At 45.9% G+C, this 26,606-nt stretch carries 24 protein-coding genes; 11 read left to right on the plus strand and 13 right to left on the minus strand.

The features are described from left to right. Positions 1–42 precede the first annotated feature (42 nt). Complete coding sequence (locus ACPUEK_RS04715) at positions 43–1,140, minus strand: ISAs1 family transposase (protein WP_425641831.1); 1,098 nt, start codon at positions 1,138–1,140, stop codon at positions 43–45. A 17-nt stretch (positions 1,141–1,157) separates the two neighbouring features. On the opposite strand from ACPUEK_RS04715, the gene ACPUEK_RS04720 reads away from it, so the two are divergent. Continuing rightward, the gene (locus ACPUEK_RS04720; protein ID WP_425642503.1) at positions 1,158–1,412 is read left to right on the plus strand and encodes a hypothetical protein; all 255 of its coding nucleotides are present in this window, start codon (positions 1,158–1,160) and stop codon (positions 1,410–1,412) included. A gap of 9 nt (positions 1,413–1,421) precedes the next feature. Then, complete coding sequence (locus ACPUEK_RS04725) at positions 1,422–1,637, plus strand: hypothetical protein (protein WP_425642504.1); 216 nt, start codon at positions 1,422–1,424, stop codon at positions 1,635–1,637. Positions 1,638–2,084: 447 nt separating this feature from the next. Here ACPUEK_RS04725 and ACPUEK_RS04730 read toward each other — a convergent pair whose 3' ends face one another. The 6 genes from ACPUEK_RS04730 to ACPUEK_RS04755 all read right to left on the minus strand — a co-directional run bounded on the left by ACPUEK_RS04730 (position 2,085) and on the right by ACPUEK_RS04755 (position 8,041). After that, on the minus strand, positions 2,085–2,705 hold the full coding sequence (locus ACPUEK_RS04730) for a ubiquinone biosynthesis accessory factor UbiJ (protein WP_425642505.1): 621 nt from the start codon (positions 2,703–2,705) through the stop codon (positions 2,085–2,087). 14 nt (positions 2,706–2,719) lie between these two features. Continuing rightward, positions 2,720–3,106 (minus strand): gamma-butyrobetaine hydroxylase-like domain-containing protein, encoded by a 387-nt coding sequence (locus ACPUEK_RS04735; RefSeq protein ID WP_067101606.1) that lies wholly within the window; start codon positions 3,104–3,106, stop codon positions 2,720–2,722. 34 nt (positions 3,107–3,140) lie between these two features. Next, positions 3,141–4,463 (minus strand): ATP-dependent protease ATPase subunit HslU, encoded by a 1,323-nt coding sequence (gene hslU / locus ACPUEK_RS04740; RefSeq protein WP_067032849.1) that lies wholly within the window; start codon positions 4,461–4,463, stop codon positions 3,141–3,143. Positions 4,464–4,484: 21 nt separating this feature from the next. Next, on the minus strand, positions 4,485–5,036 hold the full coding sequence (hslV, locus tag ACPUEK_RS04745) for an ATP-dependent protease subunit HslV (protein ID WP_067032851.1): 552 nt from the start codon (positions 5,034–5,036) through the stop codon (positions 4,485–4,487). 100 nt (positions 5,037–5,136) lie between these two features. Next, positions 5,137–5,754: an SPOR domain-containing protein gene (locus ACPUEK_RS04750; RefSeq protein ID WP_067032853.1), complete on the minus strand. Its 618-nt coding sequence runs from the start codon at positions 5,752–5,754 to the stop codon at positions 5,137–5,139. A 46-nt stretch (positions 5,755–5,800) separates the two neighbouring features. Next, complete coding sequence (locus tag ACPUEK_RS04755; RefSeq protein ID WP_425642506.1) at positions 5,801–8,041, minus strand: primosomal protein N'; 2,241 nt, start codon at positions 8,039–8,041, stop codon at positions 5,801–5,803. Between the two features lie 269 nt (positions 8,042–8,310). Between ACPUEK_RS04755 and rpmE the strand changes: the two genes are divergently transcribed. From rpmE to ACPUEK_RS04775, 4 genes are all read left to right on the plus strand, one after another. Further along, positions 8,311–8,526 carry a 50S ribosomal protein L31 gene (gene rpmE, locus ACPUEK_RS04760; RefSeq protein ID WP_082866227.1) on the plus strand — a complete coding sequence of 72 codons (216 nt, stop codon included), beginning with the start codon at positions 8,311–8,313 and terminating at the stop codon, positions 8,524–8,526. Positions 8,527–8,542: 16 nt separating this feature from the next. Next, positions 8,543–9,310 carry a thermonuclease family protein gene (locus ACPUEK_RS04765; RefSeq protein ID WP_425642507.1) on the plus strand — a complete coding sequence of 256 codons (768 nt, stop codon included), beginning with the start codon at positions 8,543–8,545 and terminating at the stop codon, positions 9,308–9,310. A 134-nt stretch (positions 9,311–9,444) separates the two neighbouring features. Further along, positions 9,445–10,713 carry a malic enzyme-like NAD(P)-binding protein gene (locus ACPUEK_RS04770; protein WP_067032859.1) on the plus strand — a complete coding sequence of 423 codons (1,269 nt, stop codon included), beginning with the start codon at positions 9,445–9,447 and terminating at the stop codon, positions 10,711–10,713. Positions 10,714–10,900: 187 nt separating this feature from the next. Beyond that, on the plus strand, positions 10,901–11,098 hold the full coding sequence (locus tag ACPUEK_RS04775) for a membrane lipoprotein lipid attachment site-containing protein (protein ID WP_067221045.1): 198 nt from the start codon (positions 10,901–10,903) through the stop codon (positions 11,096–11,098). A 71-nt stretch (positions 11,099–11,169) separates the two neighbouring features. Here the strand turns inward: ACPUEK_RS04775 and ACPUEK_RS04780 are convergent, their stop codons facing one another. After that, positions 11,170–12,159 (minus strand): OmpA family protein, encoded by a 990-nt coding sequence (locus tag ACPUEK_RS04780; RefSeq protein WP_067221041.1) that lies wholly within the window; start codon positions 12,157–12,159, stop codon positions 11,170–11,172. A gap of 316 nt (positions 12,160–12,475) precedes the next feature. Continuing rightward, complete coding sequence (locus tag ACPUEK_RS04785; protein WP_197467827.1) at positions 12,476–13,528, minus strand: peptidase M42; 1,053 nt, start codon at positions 13,526–13,528, stop codon at positions 12,476–12,478. A gap of 250 nt (positions 13,529–13,778) precedes the next feature. Here ACPUEK_RS04785 and ACPUEK_RS04790 point away from each other — a divergent pair, with 250 nt between their 5' ends. Both ACPUEK_RS04790 and ACPUEK_RS04795 read left to right on the plus strand, forming a co-directional pair. After that, entirely contained in the window at positions 13,779–15,149 is a 1,371-nt protein-coding gene (locus ACPUEK_RS04790; RefSeq protein WP_425642508.1) for a DUF4856 domain-containing protein, read from the plus strand. Between the two features lie 15 nt (positions 15,150–15,164). After that, the gene (locus ACPUEK_RS04795; protein WP_425642509.1) at positions 15,165–16,172 is read left to right on the plus strand and encodes a sterol desaturase family protein; all 1,008 of its coding nucleotides are present in this window, start codon (positions 15,165–15,167) and stop codon (positions 16,170–16,172) included. 62 nt (positions 16,173–16,234) lie between these two features. Here ACPUEK_RS04795 and eat read toward each other — a convergent pair whose 3' ends face one another. The 3 genes from eat to ACPUEK_RS04810 are packed head-to-tail and all read right to left on the minus strand — an operon-like array spanning position 16,235 to position 19,937. Further along, positions 16,235–17,641 carry an ethanolamine permease gene (eat, locus tag ACPUEK_RS04800; protein WP_067221028.1) on the minus strand — a complete coding sequence of 469 codons (1,407 nt, stop codon included), beginning with the start codon at positions 17,639–17,641 and terminating at the stop codon, positions 16,235–16,237. 27 nt (positions 17,642–17,668) lie between these two features. After that, positions 17,669–18,520, minus strand: coding sequence for an ethanolamine ammonia-lyase subunit EutC (gene eutC / locus ACPUEK_RS04805; protein ID WP_425642510.1), 852 nt, complete (start codon positions 18,518–18,520; stop codon positions 17,669–17,671). A 1-nt stretch (position 18,521) separates the two neighbouring features. Beyond that, positions 18,522–19,937 carry an ethanolamine ammonia-lyase subunit EutB gene (locus ACPUEK_RS04810; protein WP_425642511.1) on the minus strand — a complete coding sequence of 472 codons (1,416 nt, stop codon included), beginning with the start codon at positions 19,935–19,937 and terminating at the stop codon, positions 18,522–18,524. Between the two features lie 219 nt (positions 19,938–20,156). On the opposite strand from ACPUEK_RS04810, the gene ACPUEK_RS04815 reads away from it, so the two are divergent. Next, complete coding sequence (locus ACPUEK_RS04815; RefSeq protein WP_425642512.1) at positions 20,157–21,125, plus strand: helix-turn-helix domain-containing protein; 969 nt, start codon at positions 20,157–20,159, stop codon at positions 21,123–21,125. Between the two features lie 113 nt (positions 21,126–21,238). On the opposite strand, the gene ACPUEK_RS04820 is transcribed toward ACPUEK_RS04815, so the two are convergent. Beyond that, the gene (locus ACPUEK_RS04820) at positions 21,239–22,744 is read right to left on the minus strand and encodes an alanine/glycine:cation symporter family protein (RefSeq protein WP_067032889.1); all 1,506 of its coding nucleotides are present in this window, start codon (positions 22,742–22,744) and stop codon (positions 21,239–21,241) included. Between the two features lie 411 nt (positions 22,745–23,155). Between ACPUEK_RS04820 and ACPUEK_RS04825 the strand changes: the two genes are divergently transcribed. Both ACPUEK_RS04825 and ACPUEK_RS04830 read left to right on the plus strand, forming a co-directional pair. Next, positions 23,156–23,944: a DODA-type extradiol aromatic ring-opening family dioxygenase gene (locus ACPUEK_RS04825; RefSeq protein WP_425642513.1), complete on the plus strand. Its 789-nt coding sequence runs from the start codon at positions 23,156–23,158 to the stop codon at positions 23,942–23,944. Positions 23,945–24,130: 186 nt separating this feature from the next. Further along, entirely contained in the window at positions 24,131–26,605 is a 2,475-nt protein-coding gene (locus tag ACPUEK_RS04830) for a glycogen/starch/alpha-glucan phosphorylase (protein ID WP_425642514.1), read from the plus strand. Position 26,606 lies beyond the last annotated feature (1 nt).

Consider the following 26,606-nt stretch of genomic DNA (forward strand, 5'->3'; position numbering starts at 1 on the left):
CTGCTGTAGGCATGTCAGGGCTCGAGCATACTTTGTTCTTTTTTAACCAAACAATAATTGAGCACGATAATCATCGCTCCAAGTAGCTCTTTTTAGCTTCTGCCGTTGGCTCGGTGAATCATCATTACATTGCCTAAGTATGTTCATCACAAAACGTTTGAATAGAGCCATATGCTCTACCGCATCATCCATCACGATTCTTGACTTATCTTCATTAAACACGACATCCAGAACATAGTGCTGACTGTTTTCAATACGCCAGTGTTGGCGTATGTAATGATGCAATGACTTATGTTTAGGCGATAAAGAGCTCACATAAAACGACGTGTCTATCGTTGTTTTTCCTTTGACCGTTCTAAGCCTCTCTACAGCGATGATACTGCGTACAGTGGGCCACTTCTCAGACAACTCCGGCGGGAATTTCGCTTTCAGTTGAAAGACATTTCGCTCTTCTGTTCGCCCATGTCCTTTTTCTTTCAACTCTATAACAGGCGTGGCTTTCGGCTTTTTAAAGTACGCCTCAAATTGCTGTTCAATCGCTTTTTTTAGCTGCCCTTGATTGCCTTTAACCTGAACCACAACATGACCTTTTTGCTCCCTAATTTGCTCTAGCGTTTCTCTCTGGCAATGCAGTGCATCAACCGTCACCACAGCCCCTTGAATATTTAACACACTCAACATATCTCGTACTGTCGTGATTTCGCTTGTTTTCGTGGCCGTAGCTTTCTGACTTAAAACTAAGCCATTTTCAGTATCGTAAGCTGTGACAAGTTGAAGAGCTGATTGCGGGTTCCCTCTATAAGCTCCTCGTAGCACTTTTCCATCCAATGCGATCAAGGGTTTTCCTTGTGATTTCCGGTTCTCATTAACCCAATTGATTAATGCTTCCAGTAAGGTTTCTGGCACCAGGCCCTTTAGAATGCGAGCAATAGTGTGGCGTCTTGGGATACCATGTTTAAATGCTCTATACTGTTTCAGCCATTCAGACTTCCCATTCCCATACGTTTCGATATCTTGCCAACCTTCGGCGCCAGCCATAATGGCGGTGATAACGAGAAACATGACATCCACTAAATCATGTTTTTGGTTAATATCAGAGCGAGTTTCTTTAATAACAGATAGATGTTCGATAAGAGTCACGGAATGAAGCCTGTTTGATGAACTACAAGCGCTACAATACAGGTTTTGGCAGGCTTGAAGCTAGTTCTTCAAAGTATGCTCGCGCCCTGGTAGGCATGTGGGTTAGAAGTAATTTGACTGACTTTATTGTTGAAAATACAAATCAAATGAACAATCAAGATTTACTCATTAAAATAGAGGCTTCTGTTAATGGTGGCATTGGTCAACAACGCATGGAAATATCAGATATATTACGAAGAGAATATTATGACACGTTGAGCTTTAAGCTATAGGAGAAGATTTTGGACACTGTGGTTGTAATATTAGCCGTTTTACTTAATTCCTATGTGGTTGGTTTCTTCAATAAAAAAATAATTTTAATATTGACTCCATTTTATTTTTTACTTTCATTTTACCTTATTTGGGGTGATTTTAATTTCTTAGAAGATGATTTGAAGTTTAATATAGAAAGTTTTTTTTCTATTCTCTGGTATTGGGTGTGTGATGATTTTATTTAGTGGTAGTGATTCGAGTTGATTTTACTGAGTTTTTATACAACCATCCTATTTTTTACCTATAAGTGTAGGATTTTATATAAGATCCAATAAATTAAATGGGACTAGTATGGGTAATGTTGAGTTTTCTTTATTTTTGATTTTTTCCTTGTTTGTTCAGTACCTTATTTTTAATAAGGTTTTGTTTTCATATATAAGATTTACTTTTTATATTTACCCACTGTTGGCTGCTTATTTTTTCTTTTCTTCCGGTGAAAGTTTTGATGAATTAAAAATAAATTCCTATTTATATTTCTTTTTCTTCTTGGCATTTTTACATAATAGTTGGAGCTATAAAAATAGAAAGAACTGAGGCTTTGATTTTTATCGATGATCGATCTTTTAAGCTATTAATGACTGTTTTCATTTAAAATTAAGGCGTTTAAATGAAAACAGTATATAAATTAGAGTTTAACCGCGCTTGCGCTCGGCTTGTTTGAGTTTGGCGTCTAAGCGTTCGATCTGCATGCCTAAGCGTTCGGTTTCATCGACAAAGTGATCAAACTCGATCTTGCTTGGCAATAGCTCACTGTTGGATTGCAGGTAGTGGACTAAATGTACGCGAGCATTGGTGGCGGCTTGTTTTGACCATGTCCATTGTGTGCGCATAAGACGTGCAAAGGTGGCGGCAGGTAGATCGCCAATCTTGTCTGCTAAGATACCTTCCCAGTCAAACTCAAAGCCTTGCATGACTTTATGCAACGTCATCAGTGCTTGAGCGTTACCGCGAATGCGTAAATCTCCATCGAAGAAACCATCCCCTTCTAGAAGCTTGCGATAAGCGCTACTTGGGCCTTTAACATGGGTATCCAATTTTGCGTCCAGCTCCATGTCTTCCATACTTTGTGGGCAGTCGAGCATGACGCCTTCTTCCAACACATGAATCTGAATGATCAGATTAAAATCTTCTACTTCCAGAAAAATTTGCTGGCCCGCTAGCTTTGCCAAGTGGCGTTGCGATGGCGGGTCCTTTTTCAGGGCGTAGTTGATGGCATGTTCGATAGAGCTAAAGGCGGCAAGGCTAAAAGACATGGTTTCGATCCAGTTTAATGTACTTGATGAATTTGAATGCTAGAAGAGTCGCGCGTGCGGCCTTCTTTCTCAAGGCGATCTAAATACATCTGCCAGAGCTCATCGTGGTTTTTGCCTAGATTGTATAGGTAGTCCCACGAATACAGGCCAGAATCATGGCCATCATCAAAGGTAATTTTAATGGCATAGTTGCCTGCAGGCTCAATGTTCATAATCATCACATTGCGTTTGCCATGCTGTAAAATTGGAATTTGCGCACCGTGACCGCGGACTTCCGCGGACGGTGAGTGAACACGTAAATATTCAGCGCTGAGGCGATAGCTTGAGCCATCGGCAAACGCCAGCTCCAGTTCACGGGATTGTTTATGGTAGTGAATTTTTGTTGGAACAGGCGTTGCCATGATTGCTCTCGATCTATCTTAAAAGGTTATCAAATTACAAAATGTATTGGCTAAGATCTTCGTTCTCAGCGATTTCGCCAAGTTGCTGATCTACGTACTCAGCCGTAACATCAACTTGTTGCTCATCCGGCATGTCGCTTGCGGAGTAGGACACTTCTTCGAGTAGGCGCTCCAAAACGGTGTGCAGACGACGAGCACCAATGTTCTCAGTGCGTTCGTTCACTTGGCAAGCGATTTCCGCAATACGTGTGATGCCTTCTTCGGTAAAGTTTAGATGAATGTTCTCCGTCTTCGCCAGTGCTACGTACTGTTTTGTCAGGGACGCACTAGGTTCCGTCAAAATACGCTTGAAGTCGTTCACGGTCAGTGCGTCCAGTTCAACACGAATCGGTAAGCGACCTTGTAGCTCGGGAATCAAATCCGATGGCTTGGATAGGTGGAATGCACCGGACGCAATAAATAGGATGTGGTCCGTTTTGATCATGCCGTATTTGGTGCTGACCGTGTTACCTTCGATCAGTGGTAGCAAGTCACGCTGTACACCTTCACGAGACACTTCACCGCTGGAGCGATCCGAGCTTTTCGCGACCTTGTCGATTTCATCGAGAAACACGATGCCGTGTTGTTCAACAGCTTCGACAGCGCGTGCTTTCAGTTCTTCTTCGTTGACCAGTTTGCCTGCTTCTTCTTCACGGATTTGGCGCAGTGCGTCTTTTACTTTCAGCTTACGTTTTTTGGTTTTGTCGCCGCCCATGTTGGAGAACAGGCTTTGTAGCTGGCTGGTCATTTCTTCCATACCCGGTGGCGTCATGATTTCTACGCCTGCAGGGGAATCCGACACTTCGATATCGATTTCTTTGTCGTCTAGCTGACCTTCGCGCAGTTTTTTACGGAACGCTTGGCGCGTTGAGTTAGACGCTGAATCTTCTTCGAAACCGCGTGCCGGTGGAAGTAGGGCATCAAGGATGCGGTCTTCGGCGGCGTCTTCGGCTTTGTCTTTCATGCGCTCTGTTTCTTGCTTGCGCAACATGGAAATCGCAGATTCCATCAGATCGCGGATAATAGAGTCGACGTCACGGCCCACATAGCCGACTTCGGTGAATTTTGTTGCTTCGATTTTAATGAATGGTGCATTAGCAAGTTTTGCCAAACGGCGTGCGATTTCAGTTTTACCCACACCAGTTGGACCAATCATCAGGATGTTCTTAGGTGTGATTTCTGCGCGCATTTCTTCGGGTAATTGCATGCGACGCCAGCGGTTACGCAAGGCGATTGCGACTGCGCGTTTGGCTTTTTGCTGGCCGATAATGTGTTGGTCTAAGGCATTGACCGTTTCTCTTGGAGTCATGTAGCTCATGGGTCTAATCTCTTAAATTCGTTACTGTGAGTTGTCTTCAAGCTGTGGATCGATGATGACGGTTTCGATCGTTAGGCTATGGTTGGTGAAGACACAGATATCAGCCGCGATGTTCAGGCTTTTTTCAACGATGTCTTGGGCACTTAACTCGGTGTTTTCGAGCAAGGCGCGGGCAGAGGCTTCGGCAAAGTTACCGCCAGAGCCAATGGCAAGGGCACCGTGTTGCGGTTCGACCACATCGCCGTTGCCCGTAATAATTAGCGTGCTTTCTTTGTTAGCCACGATCAGCATCGCTTCCAGTTTGCGTAGGGCTTTGTCTGAACGCCAGTCTTTGGCAAGATCCACCGCAGCACGCACAAGGTGACCTTGGTGCTTTTCTAATTGGCTTTCGAATCGTTCGAACAGGGTGAATGCATCAGCTGTGCCTCCGGCAAATCCAGCGATGACTTCGCCACGGTATAGACGGCGCACTTTACGGGCATTGCCCTTCATTACTGTGTTGCCTAAGGAAACTTGGCCATCGCCGCCAACGACGACTTGGTTGTCTTTACGTACGGTTAGAATCGTAGTCATGATTTACTCCACATTCGATTACTAATCAAAATGGGGGTAAGCGTGAGGATTTCAAGCGCCAAACGGGAATCGTTAGGCGCTTTACGGGTTGTTGCGCTTTTTACGGTTCTTTTTTGATCTTGTAGGTATAGGAATTCATGCCCATCTCGGCCAATTTATCTTGTGCACGACTCTCACCAGAGCGAGTGTCGAATGGTCCTACAACGACACGATACCATGTACCACGATCTTCACTGGTGCTGGCTTTGATCGATGCGGTTAGGCCAGATAAAATTAGCTTGGCGCGAAGACGGTCGGCATCGGCGCTGGAGCGGAACGATGCGGCTTGAATCATATAGCTGAAGTTTTCCTCTTCACGTGGTTGATACTCGTAAGCATCGACGTGACTGGTATCCACTTCGCTGTCCTGCAGCAGCTGATAAAACTCAAATTTATCGCTTTGTGGTTTTTCCGCTGCTTTAGGTGCCGCTTTCACGGTTTCTTTTGGTTTAGCTGGCGCAGGTTTGGCTGGCGCAACGGTCTGCACTTTGGTCGTGCTAGGTTGTGTTTCCACCGAGGCTAATTTGACCAGCACAAACACAAACGACGCTAACAGCGCTGGTACGACGAGCCAAAGCCACCACGGCAAGCTGCGTTTTGGGGGCGGTGGCGGTGCTTTACGCGTCGCTCCTTTTCTTGAACGGTTGTTCTGGGTCGCTAAGAGCATGAAATCTAACATATGAGAATCATTGTTTTAGTTGAGTGCGCACATTATGCGCAGTGCATTAGAAAGTTTCCAGCGGATCGACGTCGATCGCGAACCGAATTTTATGATTTTTCGTGTTTTGTTCAAGCCACCGACTTGCCGATGCGATGACACGGTGCAAATTGCCTCGTTGAGGGCTTTTTATACTTAACAATGCGCGGTGTTGGCCAGCCTTTCGGACAATGATGGCGGCATAGGGACCGACGACTTGCATATCATCAGACAGGTGTACGGATAATTCGTTGCGCAAATGCATCAATAACCCCATCGCTTGTTGCTCTTGTTGCGATTCGGCGCGAATAACCACCTGATGATGAAATGGCGGCAGAGCGAGTTGTTGACGCTCCCTTAAGCCATCCATCGCTAAGGCTTCGTAGCCTTGTTCGCACAAGCATTGAATCGCTGCATGGTCCGGGTGGTACGTTTGCAACAGTACGTGGCCGCGTTTGCTGCTGCGACCTGCACGCCCAGCCACTTGGGTGATCAGTTGAGCGGTGCGCTCCATGCCACGAAAGTCAGAAGAAAAAAGGCCCACGTCGGCGTCCATGATCACGACTAAAGTCACATTCGGGAAGTGATGGCCTTTGGCAAGCATTTGCGTGCCCACCAGTATCGCTTGATCGTGCTCGTGGATTTTTTGTGTGATTTGCGTGAGTGCCGACTTACGTTGGGTGCTGTCTCGGTCAATACGCAATACGGGCGTCTGTTTGAAGTACTGGTTTAGTACACCCTCGACTTGCTCAGTGCCTTCACCAACGGTAAACAATTCGTTGCTATGGCATTCTGGGCATTCCTGAGTAAGGGGCTTATGGCTGTCGCAATGGTGGCAGTGCAGTTTATTGGCGTGTTTGTGAACGGTGAGGTTCACATCGCAATGATCACACGCAGCGATCCAGCCGCACTGATGGCACATTAATGTCGGAGCATAGCCGCGACGGTTGAGGAAGACCAATACTTGTTCGCGACGTTCCAAGGTTTGGCGCATACGTTCCAGTGTGTATTCGCTGAAGCCTTGCTTGAGACTTTGGCCGCGTAGGTCGACACGCTCCATTTGTGGTAACTCCGCTTCCCCTGCACGCTGGCGTAATTTGAGCCATAGATAACGTTTTTGTAAGGCGTTGGCGAGACTTTCATAGGAGGGTGTGGCTGAGGCGAGCAACACCGGAATGTTTTGCCCCTGAGCACGTTTTATTGCCATGTCACGAGCGTGGTAACGGAAACCTTCGTGTTGTTTGTAGGAGGCGTCGTGTTCTTCATCAATGATAATCAGCCCTAGGTTCGCGGTTGGAATAAACACCGATGATCGAGTGCCAATGATAATTTTGGCATCACCGTGTTCAATCATCAGCCAAGCGTCTAAGCGCTCGCGATCCGTCATATTCGAATGCATCAAGACGATGTCGGTATTAAAACGGCTTTCAAAACGTCGCAGGGTTTGAGGCGTTAAGCCAATCTCAGGCACCATCACCAAGACTTGCTTGTCTTCTTGAAGTAGGGCCTCAATGACACGTAAAAATACCTCAGTTTTGCCACTGCCCGTAATGCCGTCTAATAATGCGACGCCAAACTCATTGCGCATGGCGAGGATGGTTTTTGTCGCGGCGGCTTGTTCTAAGTTTAGGCTCGGCGGTACTTGTGTCTGATGTGCATGGGTTTCTACTGTACGTTTTAAATTACGCTGTTCACTGCGTACTAAGCCCTTTTTCTCAAGCCCTTTTGCGGCATTGGTAGTGAGTTCTAACACGCTTATTAGGTGCGGGCTTAAGCCATGCTCAGCGTGCTGTTGTATGGCCTCTAAAAATGCTTTTTGCTGTTTTGCGTTTTTTAAACTGTCGATGTCAGTTTGTTGACCCTGCTCTGTCACAAACCACCAGGTTTCAGTGCGAAAATCGGCACTTTCGCCTTTACGTAAGCTGGTGGGTAATGCGTGAAAAAAGACTTCGCCAATAGGATGATGGTAATAGCGTGCGGCCCAAGCACATAGATCAAACAGCTCCTGAGGAATGATGGGACTGTCGTCTAGTAGTGCAGTTAATGGTTTGATCTGAGCATCACTAAAATCACTTTGCGTGCTGGTTTCAATAACAAGGCCAATGCTTTGACGGTCACCGTTCCCAAATGGAACTTTGACCCTCATGCCAGGACGAATATGATGGCGATAGGCCAAGGCTTTAGGGATTTTATAGTCAAAACTGGCACGTAGTGGCACATTTAAAGCCACTTTGACATAGGGGTCTTTGGTGAGAAGTGTGTCTTCCATAAAAGACTAATACCTTGATTTATCAACAAAAAGATTTCAAACGACAGCGTATGTGTTAAGTGTACGTCAGTCTGGCGAGAAAATGTGAACTTTTCACTTGCTTTCAGACGGTGAAATTATCGTAAAAGGGCTTGCCGAAAGCTGTTTTGACGCCTAAAATACGCGGCTCTTGGTACCACTGTACAATTGATGTACAACGAATCGTGCGGTGCTTAGCAATCTGAATTACTGACTAAGTGGCGGCACACCAAACCTTAAGGTAAAAAACGATGAAAAAAGATATCCACCCAAATTACTCTACTGTTTCTGCAACTTGTACTTGTGGCAACACATTGACTCTAAATTCTACACTTGGCAACGATCTACACATCGATGTATGTAGCCAATGTCACCCGTTCTACACTGGTCAGCAGAAAATGCTTGATACAGGTGGTCGTGTTGATCGCTTCAACAAACGTTTCGGAGCACGTCGTACTACTAAGTAATTGGTGGATGATACGTATGCTGATTCAAAAAAAGCGCCAAGCTCTCTTGGCGCTTTTTTTGTGCCTGCCATTCCCAAGTTTCGGGCAATGCCTTGCCGATGGGGATTTACAAAAGGCACAAGTCGCCAAAGTCATTGACGGCGATACCCTATACCTCAAGGATGGCCGTAAAATTCGTCTCGTGGGTATTAATACACCGGAGCTGGATCACGAGCAGGGACACCATGAAGCGTATGCTTTAGAAGCCAAGCAGCGCTTAACGGCGCTTGCGGGAAGTCACGTTTATTGGCAAAGTGCGCAAGAAAACGAAGACCGCTATGGTCGTAAGCTGTATTATTTATTTACGAAAGATCGAGACTCGATAACAAGTCGGTTACTATCCGATGGGTTAGGTTATCGTGTTGCTGTTCCGCCTAATCTAAAATACCAAGATTGTTTTGTTCAAGCGGAGCTAAGCGCCCGTGAAGCAAAACGCGGACTTTGGCAATACTCGACGCATTGGCAGCCACAAGCAGGCTTTGCGGTCGTACGATCAACACTGATGTCCATTACGCATAATCGTGGCGGTTGGTGGCTAGAGACTGATCAAGATCTAGTGATCAATATTCCTCGATATGCAGAGCACTATTGGGCTCAAAAAGATGTATTCTATCTACAGGGTAAGATGATCGAAGCCCGAGGCTGGCAGTATCAACGCAAGAAACGCCAGCAAGATCGGTTTAAATCCGTCGTATTGACGGTGAAACATCCTCAAGACTTACGTAGAATTAAGTCATCGGATTAACCGATACGCACTATTATAATTTTATAAGGAGCTTCTTCTAGGTCGGTACTCCTAGTATCGAAAAGCCAGAAAGACGCCCATCCATTTGCTGCAAAGCGAACGAACAACACTATTAAATAGACGGAATAACAAAAATGGCAGAAGATCTAAAACAAGCTGCGCTTGAGTACCATGAGAAACCAGTACCAGGCAAACTTAGCATCACTATCAGCAAGCCAACAGCAACGTCTCGCGACTTATCTTTGGCATACAGTCCAGGTGTAGCAGAGCCGTGCCGTGAAATTGCGAAAGACCCAGAGGCAGCTTACCGTTATACCGGTAAAGGCAATCTAGTAGCCGTCATTTCTGATGGCACTGCGGTACTTGGTCTAGGCAACATCGGTCCGTTGGCGTCTAAGCCAGTAATGGAAGGTAAAGGCGTATTGTTTAAGCGTTTTGCTGGTGTGAACTCGGTTGATGTGGAAGTAGAAGCTGAAAGCCCTGAAGCGTTCATCGATACGGTTGCGCGTATTGCCAATACATACGGTGGAATCAATCTAGAAGACATCAAAGCGCCTGAGTGTTTTGAAATCGAGCGTCAGTTGATTGAGCGTTGTTCTATCCCTGTTTTCCATGATGACCAACACGGTACTGCTATTGTAACGGCTGCAGGTCTATTAAATGCTCTTGAGCTACAGGGCAAAAACATTGCTGACGCGAAAATCGTATGTCTGGGTGCAGGTGCCGCGGCGACAGCATGTATGAACTTGATTATTGCGTGTGGCGCAAAGCGTGAGAACGTCAACGTACTTGACCGCAAAGGTGTTATTCATTCTGGTCGTGATGATCTGAACGAATACAAAGCAACGTTTGCAATCGAAACGGATGCGCGCAGCTTAGACGATGCAATTGATGGTGCGGATGTCTTCATCGGTGTATCTGGTCCAGACTTATTGACGGTTGATCAGCTGATGAAAATGGCTGCCAATCCAGTGGTGTTTGCATGTTCAAACCCAGATCCAGAGATTAATCCAGAAGCTGCTTTGGCTGCGCGTTCTGACTTGATCATGGCAACAGGCCGTTCTGATTACCCGAACCAAGTAAACAATGTACTTGGCTTCCCGTTCATTTTCCGTGGTGCGCTGGATGTGCGTGCAACGAAGATTAACGAAGAGATGAAGGTAGCTGCGGTGAATGCTTTGAAAAACCTAGCGAAAGAAGAAGCGCCTGCGGATGTTGTTGCGGCTTACGGTGGCTCTGCATTGACGTTCGGTAAAGAATACATTCTACCGAAACCAATGGACACGCGTTTGCTAACTGAAGTGTCTGCAGCAGTGGCTAAAGCTGCCGTTGACTCTGGTGTTGCATCTTTACCTTACCCAGATTTCTACCCACTAGAAAACTTGGATCGCTTTGAGGCTTAACCTCGTCGGCTAAACGTTCCAAACTGAAAAGGCGATACGCAACTGCGTATCGCCTTTTTTTATACCGGATTTATGGCGTAAAGTGGAGTGTCTAAATTGCGAAAGGAATGCTTTGCCTGTGTAAAAACACTCGATTAAACAGCGCTTTGTCCGTTAGTCTGGCGAAAAAGAATATCAGGAGAGATGGATGAAAAATATATTGCTAGTGGCTTTAGCCGCGCTAATTGTATCGGGTTGTTCGGTACATCGAGTAGCCGGTGAAATTGGCGGTGTCGATGTTGAGGCCAGTCGTAGTGGTGATCATGATGGTAAGCGTAAACATGATAAAGGTAGCGATAACAATAGCTTCTGTCCGCCGGGGCAAGCGAAGAAGGGCAATTGTTAATAGTCTTGTAAATGAAAGGCACAAAAAAACCAGACCGAAGTCTGGTTTTTCTTTTAAACTAAGTCAAAAACTTAGTTAGGCATATCGTTTTCCATCGCTTCGCGAGAAGAGAAAGAAACAGTCGTTGTACGACGGTTTAGCTGACGATTTGCTTTAGATGTATTTTCTACTACTGGGTAAGCTTCACCGTAACCAACAGTGTCTAGACGGCTAGCGTCTACACCGAAGTCTTCAACTAATCGTTTGGCAACAGCATCAGCACGTTTTACAGACAATGTTTCGTTGTATTCTTTTGGACCCACTGAATCAGCAAAACCGCGGATTTGAGCAACTTGCTCAGGGTTTGCTTCTAGGTGATCAGCAATGTTTTGTAGATCAGAGTATTCAGACTGAGCAACATGAGCAGAGTCGAATGCGAAGTGAATGTCGTATGGTAGTACTGTTTTCACTGGTGGTGCTGGCTCTGGCTCAACAACAGGCGTTACTTCAACCACTGGCGTTGGTTCAACAACTGGTGCTGGCGCTGGTGCCGCTTTTTTAGCGCCAAAAGAGTACTGAAGACCGATTGTTGCTACTTGGTCTGTGTGATCTGCTTCTAAATCTTCTACAACGCGGTAATCAGCACGTAGAGACGTATTGTCGCTTAGTGCGAATTTTAAACCACCACCCGCATTAAGCTGAGTGTTTTCGTCACCGTCAAGATCTAAGTCGTAGTGCGTAGAACCAAGACCCGCTGCTAGGTAAGGCGTTACGCTAGAGCTGTTAAAGAAGTTGTATAAACCGTCAAGACGGTATTGATCAGCATCGATGTTTTGACCGTTGCTAAGTTCACTGTCTAAGTTTAGGTAAGTGAACTCAACGCCCCATGGGTTATCGAATTGGTAACCAAAGCTAAGACCGAACGCACGATCGTCATCCAAGTCACGATTGTTATCAGGTGCGGAATAACCAATGCTTGGTGTAAGTGTGAAACCTGCAACTGGCTCTTCTGCGTGCACAGCCGTTGCTGATGCTGCAAGGATACCACTTAGAATTGCTGTTTTCTTAAAAATGTTAGACATGTCTCTCTCCTTAGGGGGGATGTCATTTAGTAATAGCTTAAGTGTACATTAAATATTTATAATTTGACTTAGATATAAAAGTGCAAAGATTGTCTGACTTGTGAAGCATTTGAAGCAACTTGACAAAAAACTGACGTATTATGGCTTCTTTACACAATGATAGCGTCTTAACTCATTAGTATTCTTGAAATAATCCCTCTTCAATTACATAACTTTTGCACAAAATGCTTAGGCTAATCACTTAAAAAAGGCTATAAGAGCAAAATGTGCACTCGTATGGCCACAGTTTTGAGTATAGTCGAGCTTTCAGACAGTCTTAGCGCAGTTTTGCAATCGCCTGCAGTAATAGTAGAAACGCATTCACTGAAGCAAATGAAGCCGATTCATGCATAGTGTGATAGCCCGTAGTTGGGATTTGTAAAGTAGTACCATCGACCAAGCCATTAGATGCCGAGATGATGCGACCTAACTCAGTACTGCCAAGTGAGCTTGGCGACTGGCCGGCAGCGATTAATTTTTCGTTCTCTGCTTCAACATAACGGTTCTTATATAAGAAGCTAAAGCCAATCTCTTCACATAGTTGTTCGAGCAACGCTGTACTTTCGGGGTTAAAGGAAGCGTTAGCATCCTTTTCACGCAAAACCAGTAGCTGTTGATCTGCGCTTTCTATATCTGGAAATGGACTCGTATCAACAACGAACAAGCGGTTAGTTGTACCGCCAAAGCGTCTAAACCACTCTAGCAAGTAGCGCCAGCTTTTACCTGCTTCTTCTTGCGCGGTAAAAAAAGCGGTTCCAGTAAACCCTTGGCTGAATAGGTGAACCAGCGCCGCGGCCGAAATAACATTATCGAGCTGACCTTCTAAACGATCGCCATTACGAGCGAGTGTGTCTTCAAAAGCGACTGGCGTGCCAGCAACAACCCCTTCTAGGCCTTCGACTTCGAAAATTAAGTTGTTTCGGTATTCACAGATGTAGCCATTGCGGATGACACCTTTTCCACGGTAGCCACCAGACCAAGGTTCGTAAGCATAAACGTTTTCTTGGTTAAAGCGCTCCGTTACCTTTGTCATGAGCTGCTCAGACACAGAATTGTTCAATAGATCGGTTCGATTGGCTGAGACAAATGCGGCGTATTGGAATTCGTTAGGGCCAGTACACACTAAACCATGTCGATCGATGTGCGCAGAGAACATGGTACTAAATGGATCACTGCCTTGTGCGACTAAGACACCTTCATACCAAGTTACTTTCGCGCCACGCTCTTCAAGCTCACGCTGCAGAACTCGAAAAAACGAGTGCTCCGCGCCGACTACGGAAGGAGCACGAATAAGATGTTTTAGCAGATCGATAAACTCTTCATTTAGCACGCAGTCACCCTCTAAGAAAGCTGTGTAAGGAAAAGCGATCATAGGAGTTTTAGGGAAGAAATAAAGCGATTTATAGAAGGTTTTAAGAATAAATAGTACGTCAATAAAAGTGTTCTTTGAAAAACAGATATAAGGAGTTATATATACAATTAATATTGATAATGGTTCTTATAATTGTTAACTTCTCTTTTAATAAGTTTTTTCTAATGTATTTGATACTGTCAACTATTTAAATCTAAGGGTTAGAACAATGAAAAAGACCTTACTTGCTTTGCTAGTCACTGCGGGGGCTGTGCAGGCTAATGCCATGTCTTATGAATTCGATGTTACGTTAAAAGGCTATGACGGTGATGCGACTTCCTCTGTTGCCTACTCCGGTCAGATTGCACGTCATGTCCTGCATAATTCGCTGAAAAAAGTGGTGAGCCAAGGCGACCTAGCGCAGATGTTGATGTACTTATCTGGCAAAGAAGAAGGTCGTATTATTCTTGATCCTGTTAGCAAAGAGGGTTTTGCTATTAAACAGTCTCAAGTTGACGAACTCTCTAAGGGGAAAGACTTATTATCCAGCGCTTACGATGGTGTGATCACAGGTTGGCCTGGCAATCCAACAGCACAAGAGTTGTTACAACAATGGGTAGAACTGGCAGCAAACAGTAAGCAAGGTTATGACCCTGTTAATGGTTACGATTACACTCAGCTAATCTCTAAGTTTGCCATGGGCGCAGTGTTCTATAACAAAGCGGTTAACCATTACTTAGAAGAGAAGTTAGAGGCAGATCAGCATCCAAATAACGAAGCCTATAAAGAAGGCGTACCTTATACAGGTAAAGAACATGTATGGGACGAAGCGTTTGGTTACTTTGGAGCGCCGGCACATGGTTTAGAGCTTACGCCAAATGAAGTTGTGCAAATTACCAAACAGAATCCTGAGTACTTCGCAAAAGCCGATGCAAATGGCGATGGTGTTGTAGACCTGAAGTCAGAAATGGCGTTTGCACACGCTTATTATGCCGCCAGCATCGATGCCAGCTCTGATACCACATACTTCCATACGATCATGCAGGCGTTTGTTGACGGTCGCCAGTTGATTAGCAAAGCAAATGGTGAACGTCTAACTGACGAGCAGCGCGGTGAATTAAAGGGTTACGCAGCAACGATTGCGACGGCGTGGCAGCAAGTCATTGCTGAGGCGGCGTTCAAATACGCGGGTAGCGTCTACGCTGATCTTGAGAAAATCGCGATCATTGAAGAAGCGCATGGTGATGTCAGCAAAGCATTCCGTGATTACGTAAAACACTGGGGTGAATTAAAAGGTTTTGCGCTGTCTCTTGAAGCTGCGGGTCGAGATCTAGGTAAAGCGCAAGCAAGCCTAGATCGTTTGATTGGCTTTAGCCCTGTACTGTTCGGTGACATGCAAGTGGCCGCATACGATGGTAAAGGTGGCTTTGTACAAACCAATGCGGGCATTATGCAAGAATACAAATTGAATATGATCAAAGTGCAAAACCTACTAGCCCAACATTTTGACTTAAAAGCAAAGCTGAAAGATAAAACGGGCGGCATGAGCGCTGTTTTAGAACAAATTAATACTGCAGGTAAAAGCGCTGAAAATGACTAAACGGGCGTTTTAATAATGTTGGAAAACATTGTTGCTTGGTTAGGAGACGAGCTGGCATTTGCTGGCTCGTCTTTGTTGGATACGAGCAAGCGAGTGTCTGTTTGGTATCTTGCGTCGGCATTGTTGTTTGCGGGCGCGCTATTAACCATTCGTTATGGTCGTCAGGGATGGTTGCGTTTACAGCCTTATTTATCATGGCGAGTCTGGTTCCATCGCTCAGCGCGAACTGACTACGCATTGTGGCTGGTTAATCGCCTTTTATTAGCGTTATTGATCCCGAAAGCACTTACTCAGGCGGTTTGGATTAGTTGGCTATACTTCTATTGGCAAGAACACGGCTTTCGTGATCTGCAGCTAGGCTGGTCGACTTCCGTTGTAATGGTTTTATTTACCTTATGCTACTTTCTAATCGATGATTTTTCGCGTTTTTTTGTGCACTGGTGTATGCACAAAAGCCCTTGGTTATGGGTGTTTCATCAGGTGCATCACAGTGCCAAAGTACTAACGCCGTTTACCGTCTTTCGCACTCACCCCGTTGAAGGGTTATTGTTTTTCCTCCGCTCTATGGTCTCTCAAAGTTTTGTTATCAGCGTATTTCTGGTGGCTTTTCCTAATCAAGTCAGTTTATGGCAGATCTACGGCGTACTAGTCACGACATTTTTGTTTAATGTATTCGGGGCAAATTTACGTCATTCTGGTGTGGCGCTTAGCTACGGTCCTCGTATTGAAAAATGGCTTATCTCACCCGCGCAACATCAGATACACCATTCGGTAGCGCGTCATCACTATGATCGTAACTTTGGTGTGGTGTTGGCTATTTGGGATCGATTATTTGGTAGTTGGCACGCAGGGCACGATGATCAAGCTATTCGTTTTGGTACCCAGCAAGCGATTGATGACATGGGGATGATAGGTCAGTGGTCACAGCCGTTTAAGGATATTCAGCGATTGCTAAGGGATCGAATTAAGCATAGGCAAATGTGGTTAAAGCAGTTTAGCCAAAAAAACGCCCCGCACGATTAGATCGTGAAGGGCGCTCCTAAATAGGAGAGTTGTCTATGATAAGACTAAGAGATTAGAGCGTTTTAAGGGGTTGTGGTTAAATCGGCTTCCGCTTGTGCCAGCATATTGAACTCTTCTTCAGGCGTTTTCGCGACGAGACGATTTTTGCTGTACAAAAAGAAATACGCGGCGCCGATCACAAACAGTGCCAAGGTATACATAAAGGCACGTGGGTCATAGGCGAAAACACCTGTTAGCGCAATAATCGATAGCACCAAGGCGATACTGGAAGTAACAATGCCCCCCGGTGTTCTATAAGGACGAGGCATATCAGGCTGTTTAATGCGCAGTAGAATATGACTTAGCGCCATCAATGCATACGACACGGTGGCACCAACCACAGCCATTCCTAGCATCAGATCCCCTTCGCCCGTTAATGACGCTAGGAACCCAAATACGCCAGGAACAATCAGAGCACGAGCAGGGACCTTACGTTTATTCGTAAGAGACAAGCTTTTTGGTAAGTAGCCAGCACGTGACAAGGCAAAGACTAAACGGCTGTAGCCATAGATGATGGAGAAAAATGATGCCACCAAACCGGCCAGTGCAAGCACATTCACCAGTGTCGCCAACGTTGGTTTACCGGCTACGTTCAAAGCATCCACTAACGGTACCGCACTGCTGCCGATTGCTTCTGCACCGGTAACACCAGCCAGCAATAAGACGACTAGGGTTGCGGTAAATAGTAAGAAAATCATCGCACCAATAATACCTTTCGGCACATCTTTCGCCGGGTCTTTGGCTTCTTCGGCCGCTAGAGGAACCCCTTCCACAGCGAGAAATAACCACATTGCAAACGGCAGTGCTGCCCAGACTCCGTACCAACCAAAAGGCATCAACTCTGATGCGCCTGCTGCGTCGGTAGGTGCGATATCAAACAGGCGCGAGGCGTCAAAATCGCCGATTAATGCGACCGCCGTACCTAAAATTGCGACCACTGCCAAACCAGAAATGACCATCATAACTTTTAGGGCTTCGCCCACACCAGCTAAATGAATGCCGATAAAGACGAGGTAAAACAGGGCGTAGACAACAGGGCCATTGAAACCGAGTAGTTCTTCTACCGCTGAACCGATGAAAATAACGATAGCCGCTGGAGCCAATGCATATTCAATGAGCACTGCCAAACCAGTCATATAGCCACCGACAGGCCCCATCGCTTGCCGAGCGAAACTGTAGCCACCACCCGCAGCGGGTATTGATGCTGACATTTCGGCTAGCGATAGCACCAGTGTCAGGTACATGATGCCCATCAGCACGGCTGCGATGGCGAAGCCGCCCCAGCCAGCTTCGCCAATACCGAAGTTCCAGCCTGCGAAGTCTCCGGAGATGACGTACGACACCCCTAGACCTGCGAGTAGCATCCAACCAGCGGTGCCGCGCTTTAGCTGGCGCTTGGCCAGATAGTCTTGATCCATTTGTTCAGCCATGTGTGTTCCTCATGTGTACTGTTATGGTTAAGGTTTTTGAGTGATTAGAAAGTTGTTGTTATCGTTTTCATGCTCCAGCACGGAATCGTCTGTGCGATCCTTAAGTTTGACGCCGGAGAGTTGTTTGCTACGCGCTTCATTAAGCAAGTAGAGTGCTTTGCGGGCAGCCTCAGGGTAGTTCAGCCCCGCAGTACGGATATTGGAGATACAGTTGCGAAAGGCGTCGGTATGCCCCACCTTAGGGCTCCAAGTTAGGTAGAGCCCCATGCTGTCGGGTGAGCTCAAGCCGGGGCGCTCGCCTACCAGCACAACAACACATTTTGCTCTGAGAAGGTCGCCAATGTGATCGCCAATGGCGACACGCCCCTGTTCGACCAAGCAAAACGGAGCGATGCGCCAAGGCTCTGGCCCGCTCGTCAGTTGCGGGATCAATTTTCCTAAAAAGGGCGCTACGTTCTCTTCAATAGCGAAGGCCGATAGACCGTCAACAATAACAAATGCCAGATCGTATTCGTCATCACACAGGTAAGCGTGATCTTCTAAGGTTTGCTCTGAGGCTTTATTCAGAAGGCGACCGTAATCTGGGCGTTGTAGGTACATGTCGCGATGTTCTGCTCGGCTATGTAAACGTAGCGGCTGGCCTTTGGGGCACCAGCTTTGGGACACAAGGTTTTCGATCAGTCCATCTATATCGAGGGGAGTGTGAACCGCATCAATGGCTTGGGCATGGGCCAACTGGAAGGCAAGTAGGTGTTTGGTTGGTACGCTAATGCCCGCTCGCCCTAAGCCAATACGTGCGTCTGTAAACTCACGTAAGCGTTGCCATGGATTTTCAATGACGGGCTCTTCGATAGGGTGCGTTGGAAAGATTCGCTTCATACTAATGGTCTCCCAACATGCGTTTTAGTGACGTTTCAAAAGCTGCGGGAATTTTATGATTCAATGTGAACTGGTCATCACTAAAAATGTTGGTGTGTTTTAGCCATTGATCAAACTCTGGCGCAGGGCTTAGGCCTAATGCTTGGCGTACATACATGGCATCGTGGAATGATGTGGTTTGGTAGTTGAGCATGATGTCATCAGAGCCAGGAATGCCCATGATGAAAGTGCAGCCTGCAACGGCAAGCAACGTCATCAGGTTGTCCATATCATTTTGGTCGGCTTGGGCGTGGTTGGTGTAGCAGACATCACAGCCCATGGGTAAGCCTAATAGCTTGGCGCAGAAATGGTCCTCTAAGCCTGCTCGAGTAATTTCCTTGCCGTCGAATAAGTACTCTGGGCCGATAAAGCCAACGACGGTATTAACCAACAACGGTTTAAATTTTCGCGCTACTGCATAGGCTCGTGCTTCACAGGTTTGTTGATCCAGATTGTGGTGTGCATTAGCGGAAAGAGAGCTGCCTTGTCCGGTTTCAAAATACATCACGTTATCACCGACCGTGCCGCGCTTAAGTGATAGCGCAGCCTCGCGAGCCTCGGCAAGAGTAGCTAGATTAAAACCAAAACTATCGTTGGTCGCTTGCGTACCGCCAATGGACTGGAACACCAGATCAACTGGTGCGCCTTGTTCAATGCATTCAATGGTGTTGGTGACGTGCGTTAACACGCATGACTGCGTCGGAATCTCGTAGTGTTGAATGACCTCATCCATCATGTTCATCAAACGACAAGCCTGTGCCACATTGTCGGTGGCGGGGTTGATGCCAATGACCGCATCTCCGTTGGCGTACATCAAACCGTCTAAAATACTGGCAGCAATGCCTGTTAAATCATCTGTTGGATGATTGGGTTGCAAACGAGTTGATAAGTGCCCCGGTAAGCCGATGGTGTTCCGAAAAGCAGTTTTCACATGGCACTTCTTACTGACCAAAATAAGGTCTTGGTTGCGCATGATCTTACACACGGCGGCCGCCATTTCAGGTGTCACGCCTAAGCGTATGCGTTCTAAGGTAATTGGTGTGGCTAGGTCACTTAGCAGCCAGTCTCGAAAGCCACCGACGGTGAGATGGGAGATGACAGAAAAAGCGCCTTTATCATGCTCGTCGATGATTAAACGGGTGATTTCATCGTCTTCATAAGGAATGAGCAGGTCTTCCAAAAACAGTTTGAGAGGAACGTCAGCCAATGTCATCTGCGCGATGGCGCGTTCTTCAGCGGTTTCTGCCGCGACACCTGCAAGACGGTCACCTGAGCGCGCGGGGGTGGCTTTAGCCATTAAATCGGCAAGGTTCTTAAAGCCAAATGTTCGTCCCCCCACCGTATGTCGAAAGCGATATTGTGTGTTGTCATTTGCCATGTTGGCACCTTTGAGTCTACTTTTAAAAGCCTGCTTTGATAACGCTGCCTTATGGAATAGGAATTGCTTTGTAAAGCGATTAGCAAGTTATTCTATTTTGTTGAATACCGTTACATGGGCGTTATCGAATTTTGGCAATTTTTAAAACCCCTTATAAATCAAATAACTATAAAAACTTCATGTTTGCAGTTTGCGCAAATTTGATAAATGGAGAAAAAGATGGCAGGGCTAAAAAATCACGTCGCACCAATAAAGAGCGTTAAGGTGTCTTGCAAACAGGCCTTTGATGCAGACATGCACGCAGCTAACTTAACGAACTGGCAGCAAGAGTATGACCAAATCAGTCGTGGAGGCTTTCATGGCTCGATTGTGGAGCTGCCTTTTAATGATCTCCAAGTGTTTAAAGAAGTGACCAGTCAGGCACTACAACAAAAATGTATGGTGTGGCCTGATTCTGTTTGGTTAGGTATCCCTTTAAATGATCAATCAGACAGTCGTATTAATGGATTGTCAGTTCGATCTGACAATATTATGTGTCGTCCTGGTGGGTGTGAGTTTGATCTGACCACACCACAGGACTACGAGTTGTATGGCATGGTCGTTAAGTTGCCAGCATTGATGCGTATGGCTGAAATCCATGATGTGGAACTGAAATGGTCTGAGCTCAATGAATATGGTCGATTAGTGTTGCCAGAAAAAACATTGCAAGAGGTGCGTTTTTTACTCAATCGGTTGTTAGGATCAGGCAGCGCTCAAGGCTTATCTGCACGCATTTCTCATGACCTTGTTATGATGGCATTGTTAGAAGTGCTTAAAGTGGAGCGTCCTGCCCCCGCTCAAACCCAAAGCTACCACCATCGCAAACAGGTTGTGGACTTAGCGCGAGCGTTTATACAGGAAAACCCTGATACGCCTCTAACCGTGACGGACCTCTGCCAAGTGACCAATGTGAGTCGACGTTCCATACAATATGCCTTTGAAAGTATCCTTGATATCAGTCCGATTCAATATCTACGGATGTCTCGTTTGAATGGAGTAAGACGTGCTTTGATGGAAGCCGAAGCGGGACAAAATATCGCCGATTTGGCAGCTCAGTGGGGGTTTTGGCATATGAGCCAGTTTGCGAAAGATTATCGGTTATTGTTTGGCGAACGCCCATCAACAGCGTTATCGCACAACCTTACCTAGCAGGCTTCTTCGGCCGATTAGCGTGGCGTAGGTTGATTAGTTATGTACATAAAAAAAACCGCTTGAGATGACTTCAAGCGGTTTTTTATTAATCATACTAACCTGTGGTTAGATTAAGACTTTTTGTTTTTTTGCTCTTCTAGGCGTTGTTCCCAGAAGTCAGCGCCTTGAATACCGAGCGCTTTCGGATCAAAAGTGTATTCTTCTACACCAGCGGCTTTTTGATCTTCGTAGTCTTTCAAGGCTTTCATTGTTGGACGAGCCATAAAGAAGATGGCGATGATACCAACGATGTTCAACCAAGCCATTAGACCAACCCCCACATCACCAAGATTCCAGATGTAGCCTGCTGTGTTTACAGTACCGTAGGCCACCATAAACATGATCAATAGCTTAACAAACGTTAGAGATACATTAATTTTCAACGCACGACGTAGGTACGCTACGTTTGTTTCAGCAATGTAGTAGTAGGCTAAGATTGTCGTGAAGGCGAAGAAGAACAAAGCGATGCCGACAAACGCTGAACCAAAACCACCAAAGATGCTTTGCAGTGCCATTTGCGTGAACGCAGGTGAGGCAATGATTACATCAGCTGGTAGGTTTTGCACGATGAACTGGCCATCAGGTAATGTACCCTGAACGTTGTATTTTTGTGTGATCAGAATCATCAGTGCTGTTGCAGTACATACGAACAACGTATCAACGTAGACAGAGAACGCTTGAACCAAACCTTGTTGAGATGGGTGTTGAACCTCAGCTGCCGCAGCCGCATGAGGGCCTGTGCCTTGACCGGCTTCGTTTGAATAAACACCACGTTTGACACCCCAACCAATTGCTGCACCAAAACCTGCTTGAGCACTGAATGCATCAGAAATGATCAGTCCAAAAATGCCAGGCACTTGATCAAGGTTTAGGAAGACAACAATCAGAGCCATGATCACATAACCCATTGCCATAAATGGCACAATAACTTGGGTAAAGTTCGCAATACGCTTGATACCACCAAAAATGATGAACGCCAGAACGACCAGAATAACAGCCAGAGCGACGAGTTTGGTCGTGCCCACTTCACCGAAAGAAGTAGAAATGATATCGCCAGACCCAAAGACTTGGGCAACAGCATTACCAACGGAGTTGGCTTGGATACCAGGAAGGAACACACCACAAGCAAGAATAGAGGCTAAGGCAAACAACACACCTAACCATTTTAGACGAAGGCCTTTTTCAAAGTAATACGCTGGACCACCACGGTACTGACCGTTATCGTTCACTTTGTAAATTTGACCTAGCGTTGACTCTGCGTAAGCGGTACTCGCGCCAAGGAAAGCGACCACCCACATCCAGAATACAGCACCTGGACCACCGAAGCCGATTGCGGCAGCAACACCGGCAATGTTACCTGTACCAACACGACCTGAAAGAGATACTGCTAAGGCTTGAAACGATGAAATACCTTTTTCAGATGGCGTAGAGTTAAATAGCAATGACCACATTTCTTTGAAATGGCGGACTTGAGCGAATCGAGTCAGGATCGAATAGAACAGACCTGCTCCTAAGCACAAATAGATGAGCGCAGGGCTCCAGATGACTCCGTTCAGGAAATCAATGAACTCTTGCATAGAGGTTCTCCAGTGATAATCGCGCGTTGAGCGCTTCTAATTATTTTAATGCTGGTTGTTGCCAGCTCGCCACACCGTTGAGTTTACGCCGTCACAGTCTGTGACAATGTGTAAAGATCATGGTGCAATAAGTACGACTTGTGTAAATCATGACGTCGAATCTACCATGATCATCATGAATTTTACATTTGACTAGGTGTTATTTTTTGGCGCTACTTGGTGTTTTTAAGGAGTCTATTGGTATAGTGCTGAACAGTCAATTGGCTGTTTAGATAAGTGACTGCGGTCTATAACTGTTTCTGATAGGTAAACAATGTATTGTCTTTTGATGTATTTATTGTCAATAAAGATAAGGTTAATGTTTGATGCATCGTAAAAATTATTGAACATAAAACGTTCAAGGAGCAATGTATGTCTCATGTCGCATTTGTATCTCATGGTGGTGGGCCTATGCCTCTGCTAGGTGACCCAAGCCATGCGGAATTGGTCTCTACACTTAAGGCGTTACCTCAGCAATTTCCAAAACAACCGTCGGTTATCATCATGATCAGTGCCCATTGGGAAACATCGGGCTTTGAAATAACGGCGGCTGAAAATCCCGATTTGATCTATGACTATTATGGCTTTCCTGATGAGTCTTATCAGTTTCAATATCCCGCGCCGGGCGCCCCTAAACTGGCGCGTGACATCGCTGATAAAATGGAAGCGAAAGGCACACACATAGGTTTAAATGAAAAGCGTGGGTTTGATCATGGTATGTTTATCCCTTTGATGCTGATGTATCCAGAAGCAAATATTCCAGTTGCGCAAATCTCGTTAGCCAGCTCTTTAAGCCCAGACCAGCATTGGATGTTAGGAGAGCAGTTAGCTGAAGCCCTTCCTAAGGATGCGTTGGTGATTGGCTCCGGTTTTAGTTTTCATAATATGCGTGCTTTTTTTGCTCCAAAAACACCACAAGTGAAACACGATGTGCACGCTTTTCAAACATGGCTTGATGAAACCGTGACCAGCAGCCATCTAGACCTAAACGAAGCGAAGCAGCGTTGGTTGCATTGGTCGGAAGTAGAAGGCGGACGTTTCTGTCACCCTCGTGAAGAGCATCTAATCCCTTTGATCGTATGTCATGCACTCGCACAGAAACAGGGTCGTTCGATTGCATTTAGCGCTCTTGGCGTGGAAGCACGCCACTTTGTTTGGTAATGCTTAGCGTTAAAAACTGCTTTTGTTTTAGCCGATTCAAAGAGTCGGCTTTTTTATTGCATGAATCTAACGCATTAATAGGTTTTCTGAGTGCGTATTTATCCCTAGACAGCCCTCGCAATGCCGTTGCAACATACGGCACATACACTTTACGTATCCCTAATCGTTTATCAGAGGACGATAGCAATGCCGAATACTTCTCAAGAGCTATCCAATACCAACACAGCTTCTTGTCTTGAGCTAAAAGAGGGTATTTTGTACCACATGCGTTACACCTTAGCGCTGCGTTCAGAGCAAGCTTCAAAGCGTGATTGGTGGCTTTGTCTATCCCTTGCGGTGCGTGATCGCATCATCGATGACATGGTGGAAACTCAAGCGCGCCATAATCAAGACAATGTACGCCGACTTTATTATCTCTCAATGGAATATTTGATGGGGCGAATGCTGGTAAATAACGTGCATAACATACGCGTGTTTGAGCAAGCCCAGCAAGCTATTACAGAGCTTGGCCAAAATTGGGATGAAATCTGTGATGAAGAAATGGATATGGGATTGGGTAACGGTGGGCTAGGGCGGTTGGCAGCCTGTTTCTTAGACTCGTTGGCAACACTCGATTTACCTGCTGTCGGCTACGGCATTTACTATGAATTCGGTCTCTTCAAACAGGCGTTTCAGAGTGGGAAACAAGTGGAACATCCTGATACATGGATCAATTATGGGACGCCTTGGGAGTTAGTTCGCCCCGAGTACGCGCAAACCATTCAGTTTTATGGCCGTGTAGAGGAATCCTATGACAGTTATGGTAATTACCATCCGCTTTGGGTCGAAACAAAAAATGTATTGGGCATTCCCCATGATATTCCTGTCGCCGGTTACAACACCAAAACGGTTAACTTTCTAAGATTGTGGTCTTCTCGCTCAACAGAGGACTTTGACTTAGATGAGTTCAACAAAGGCGACTACGTTGAAGCGGTGCGATCTAAAGCGATTGGTGAAACGATCTCGAAGGTGCTTTATCCAAACGATACAACGGAAAATGGCAAAGAGCTAAGGCTAGTACAGCAATACTTTTTCGTGGCCTGTTCTTTGGCGGATATTTTACGACGTTTTGAGCGTAATAACGGCTCGGATTGGGAAGTATTAGCGGAGAAGGCCGCGATCCAGCTAAATGATACACACCCAGCGATTGCTGTCGTGGAGTTGATGCGCATTTTAGTGGACGACAAGCGCCTGCATTGGGATCAAGCATGGTCCTTAGTAACCCGAATTTTTGCTTATACCAATCACACTTTGTTACCAGAGGCGCTTGAGACATGGAGCGTTGCGCTGTTTGAAAAGGTGTTGCCGCGTCACTTGCAGTTTATTTATGAGATTAATCACCGCTTAATGGATGATGTGGAGGCCCGTTGGCCTGGTCGTGATGACATCAAACAAGCACTTTCTATTATTGAAGAGGGGCATGGCAAGATGGTGCGTATGGCACATCTTGCGGTTGTGGGTAGCCATAAAGTGAACGGTGTAGCAGCCTTGCACTCGCAGCTCTTGAAGACGGATTTGTTTGCGCGCTTTGACGAGTTCTATCCAGGCAAGTTTACCAACAAAACCAATGGCATTACGCCAAGACGCTGGTTATTGAACTGTAACTCAGGCTTAGCGCAATTATTTGATCAATACGGTATCGAATCTGATTGGCCAAAGAATTTAGACCGCTTGCGAAAGTTAGAAGATTTCGCTGACGAGCCAGAATTTCAACAAGCCTTCATGAAGGTGAAGTTGCAGAACAAACAGGCATTAACGCAGGTGATCAAAGCGGAATGCGGTGTTGATGTAGACCCGAATGCCATGTTTGACGTACAAATCAAGCGTTTGCATGAATACAAGCGTCAGCATTTAACTTTGTTAAATATTCTAACTTTATATCATCGACTACTTAACAATCCTGATATGGATATGGTCCCTCGGGTCTTTATTTTTGGGGCCAAAGCAGCACCAGGTTATGCTTTAGCTAAAACTATCATTTACGCCATTAATGCGGTGGCGGAAGCCGTTAATAATGATGTGCGTATTCAAGGCAAATTAAAGGTGGTGTTTCTACCGAACTATCGTGTTTCGTTGGCGGCGAAGATCATCCCTGCAGCCGATTTATCCGAACAAATTTCCACTGCTGGTAAAGAAGCCTCTGGTACAGGAAATATGAAACTGGCTTTGAATGGCGCATTAACCATTGGCACATTGGATGGCGCCAATGTTGAAATTCAAGAAGAAGTGGGCGATGAGAATATCTTTATCTTTGGCCTGAAAATCGAAGATGTTCAGGCGCTTGATCGTAATGGCTATAACCCATATGACTATTATTATGGAGATGAAGAGCTTAGAAATGCACTAGACTGGCTGTGTTCAGGGTATTTTAGCCCGTATGACCCGCATGCGTTCGATGAGATCCGTCGCACCTTATTAGATCAGGGCGACCGCTTTAAAGTGTTGGTAGATTATCGTGCTTATGTTGAATGCCAAGAACGAGTGAGCGAGGCGTATCGAGATCAAAATCATTGGGCGAAGATGGCGATCTTGAATACGGCGAGAATGGCTAAGTTTTCATCCGATCGAACCATCCAAGAATACGCAGACGAAATTTGGCATTTGCCTGCTTGCCCAATCTAAA

This window comes from Marinomonas gallaica, assembly GCF_049821165.1.
In the GTDB taxonomy this organism is placed as follows: Bacteria; Pseudomonadota; Gammaproteobacteria; order Pseudomonadales; family Marinomonadaceae; genus Marinomonas; species Marinomonas gallaica.

Excerpts from the sequence above, each read along its gene's own strand:
- ACPUEK_RS04770 (WP_067032859.1), top strand. The coding sequence starts at position 9,445 with ATGGCAGAAGATCTAAAACAAGCTGCGCTTGAGTACCATGAGAAACCA.
- hslV (WP_067032851.1), bottom strand. The coding sequence starts at position 5,036 with ATGACTACGATTCTAACCGTACGTAAAGACAACCAAGTCGTCGTTGGC.
- eat (WP_067221028.1), bottom strand. The coding sequence starts at position 17,641 with ATGGCTGAACAAATGGATCAAGACTATCTGGCCAAGCGCCAGCTAAAG.
- ACPUEK_RS04765 (WP_425642507.1), top strand. The coding sequence starts at position 8,543 with ATGCTGATTCAAAAAAAGCGCCAAGCTCTCTTGGCGCTTTTTTTGTGC.
- ACPUEK_RS04735 (WP_067101606.1), bottom strand. The coding sequence starts at position 3,106 with ATGGCAACGCCTGTTCCAACAAAAATTCACTACCATAAACAATCCCGT.
- ACPUEK_RS04795 (WP_425642509.1), top strand. The coding sequence starts at position 15,165 with ATGTTGGAAAACATTGTTGCTTGGTTAGGAGACGAGCTGGCATTTGCT.
- ACPUEK_RS04775 (WP_067221045.1), top strand. The coding sequence starts at position 10,901 with ATGAAAAATATATTGCTAGTGGCTTTAGCCGCGCTAATTGTATCGGGT.
- rpmE (WP_082866227.1), top strand. The coding sequence starts at position 8,311 with ATGAAAAAAGATATCCACCCAAATTACTCTACTGTTTCTGCAACTTGT.
- ACPUEK_RS04755 (WP_425642506.1), bottom strand. The coding sequence starts at position 8,041 with ATGGAAGACACACTTCTCACCAAAGACCCCTATGTCAAAGTGGCTTTA.
- hslU (WP_067032849.1), bottom strand. The coding sequence starts at position 4,463 with ATGAGCTACATGACTCCAAGAGAAACGGTCAATGCCTTAGACCAACAC.
- ACPUEK_RS04820 (WP_067032889.1), bottom strand. The coding sequence starts at position 22,744 with ATGCAAGAGTTCATTGATTTCCTGAACGGAGTCATCTGGAGCCCTGCG.
- ACPUEK_RS04830 (WP_425642514.1), top strand. The coding sequence starts at position 24,131 with ATGCCGAATACTTCTCAAGAGCTATCCAATACCAACACAGCTTCTTGT.
- ACPUEK_RS04810 (WP_425642511.1), bottom strand. The coding sequence starts at position 19,937 with ATGGCAAATGACAACACACAATATCGCTTTCGACATACGGTGGGGGGA.
- eutC (WP_425642510.1), bottom strand. The coding sequence starts at position 18,520 with ATGAAGCGAATCTTTCCAACGCACCCTATCGAAGAGCCCGTCATTGAA.
- ACPUEK_RS04825 (WP_425642513.1), top strand. The coding sequence starts at position 23,156 with ATGTCTCATGTCGCATTTGTATCTCATGGTGGTGGGCCTATGCCTCTG.
- ACPUEK_RS04790 (WP_425642508.1), top strand. The coding sequence starts at position 13,779 with ATGAAAAAGACCTTACTTGCTTTGCTAGTCACTGCGGGGGCTGTGCAG.
- ACPUEK_RS04720 (WP_425642503.1), top strand. The coding sequence starts at position 1,158 with ATGAACTACAAGCGCTACAATACAGGTTTTGGCAGGCTTGAAGCTAGT.
- ACPUEK_RS04780 (WP_067221041.1), bottom strand. The coding sequence starts at position 12,159 with ATGTCTAACATTTTTAAGAAAACAGCAATTCTAAGTGGTATCCTTGCA.
- ACPUEK_RS04815 (WP_425642512.1), top strand. The coding sequence starts at position 20,157 with ATGGCAGGGCTAAAAAATCACGTCGCACCAATAAAGAGCGTTAAGGTG.
- ACPUEK_RS04730 (WP_425642505.1), bottom strand. The coding sequence starts at position 2,705 with ATGTCTTTTAGCCTTGCCGCCTTTAGCTCTATCGAACATGCCATCAAC.
- ACPUEK_RS04750 (WP_067032853.1), bottom strand. The coding sequence starts at position 5,754 with ATGTTAGATTTCATGCTCTTAGCGACCCAGAACAACCGTTCAAGAAAA.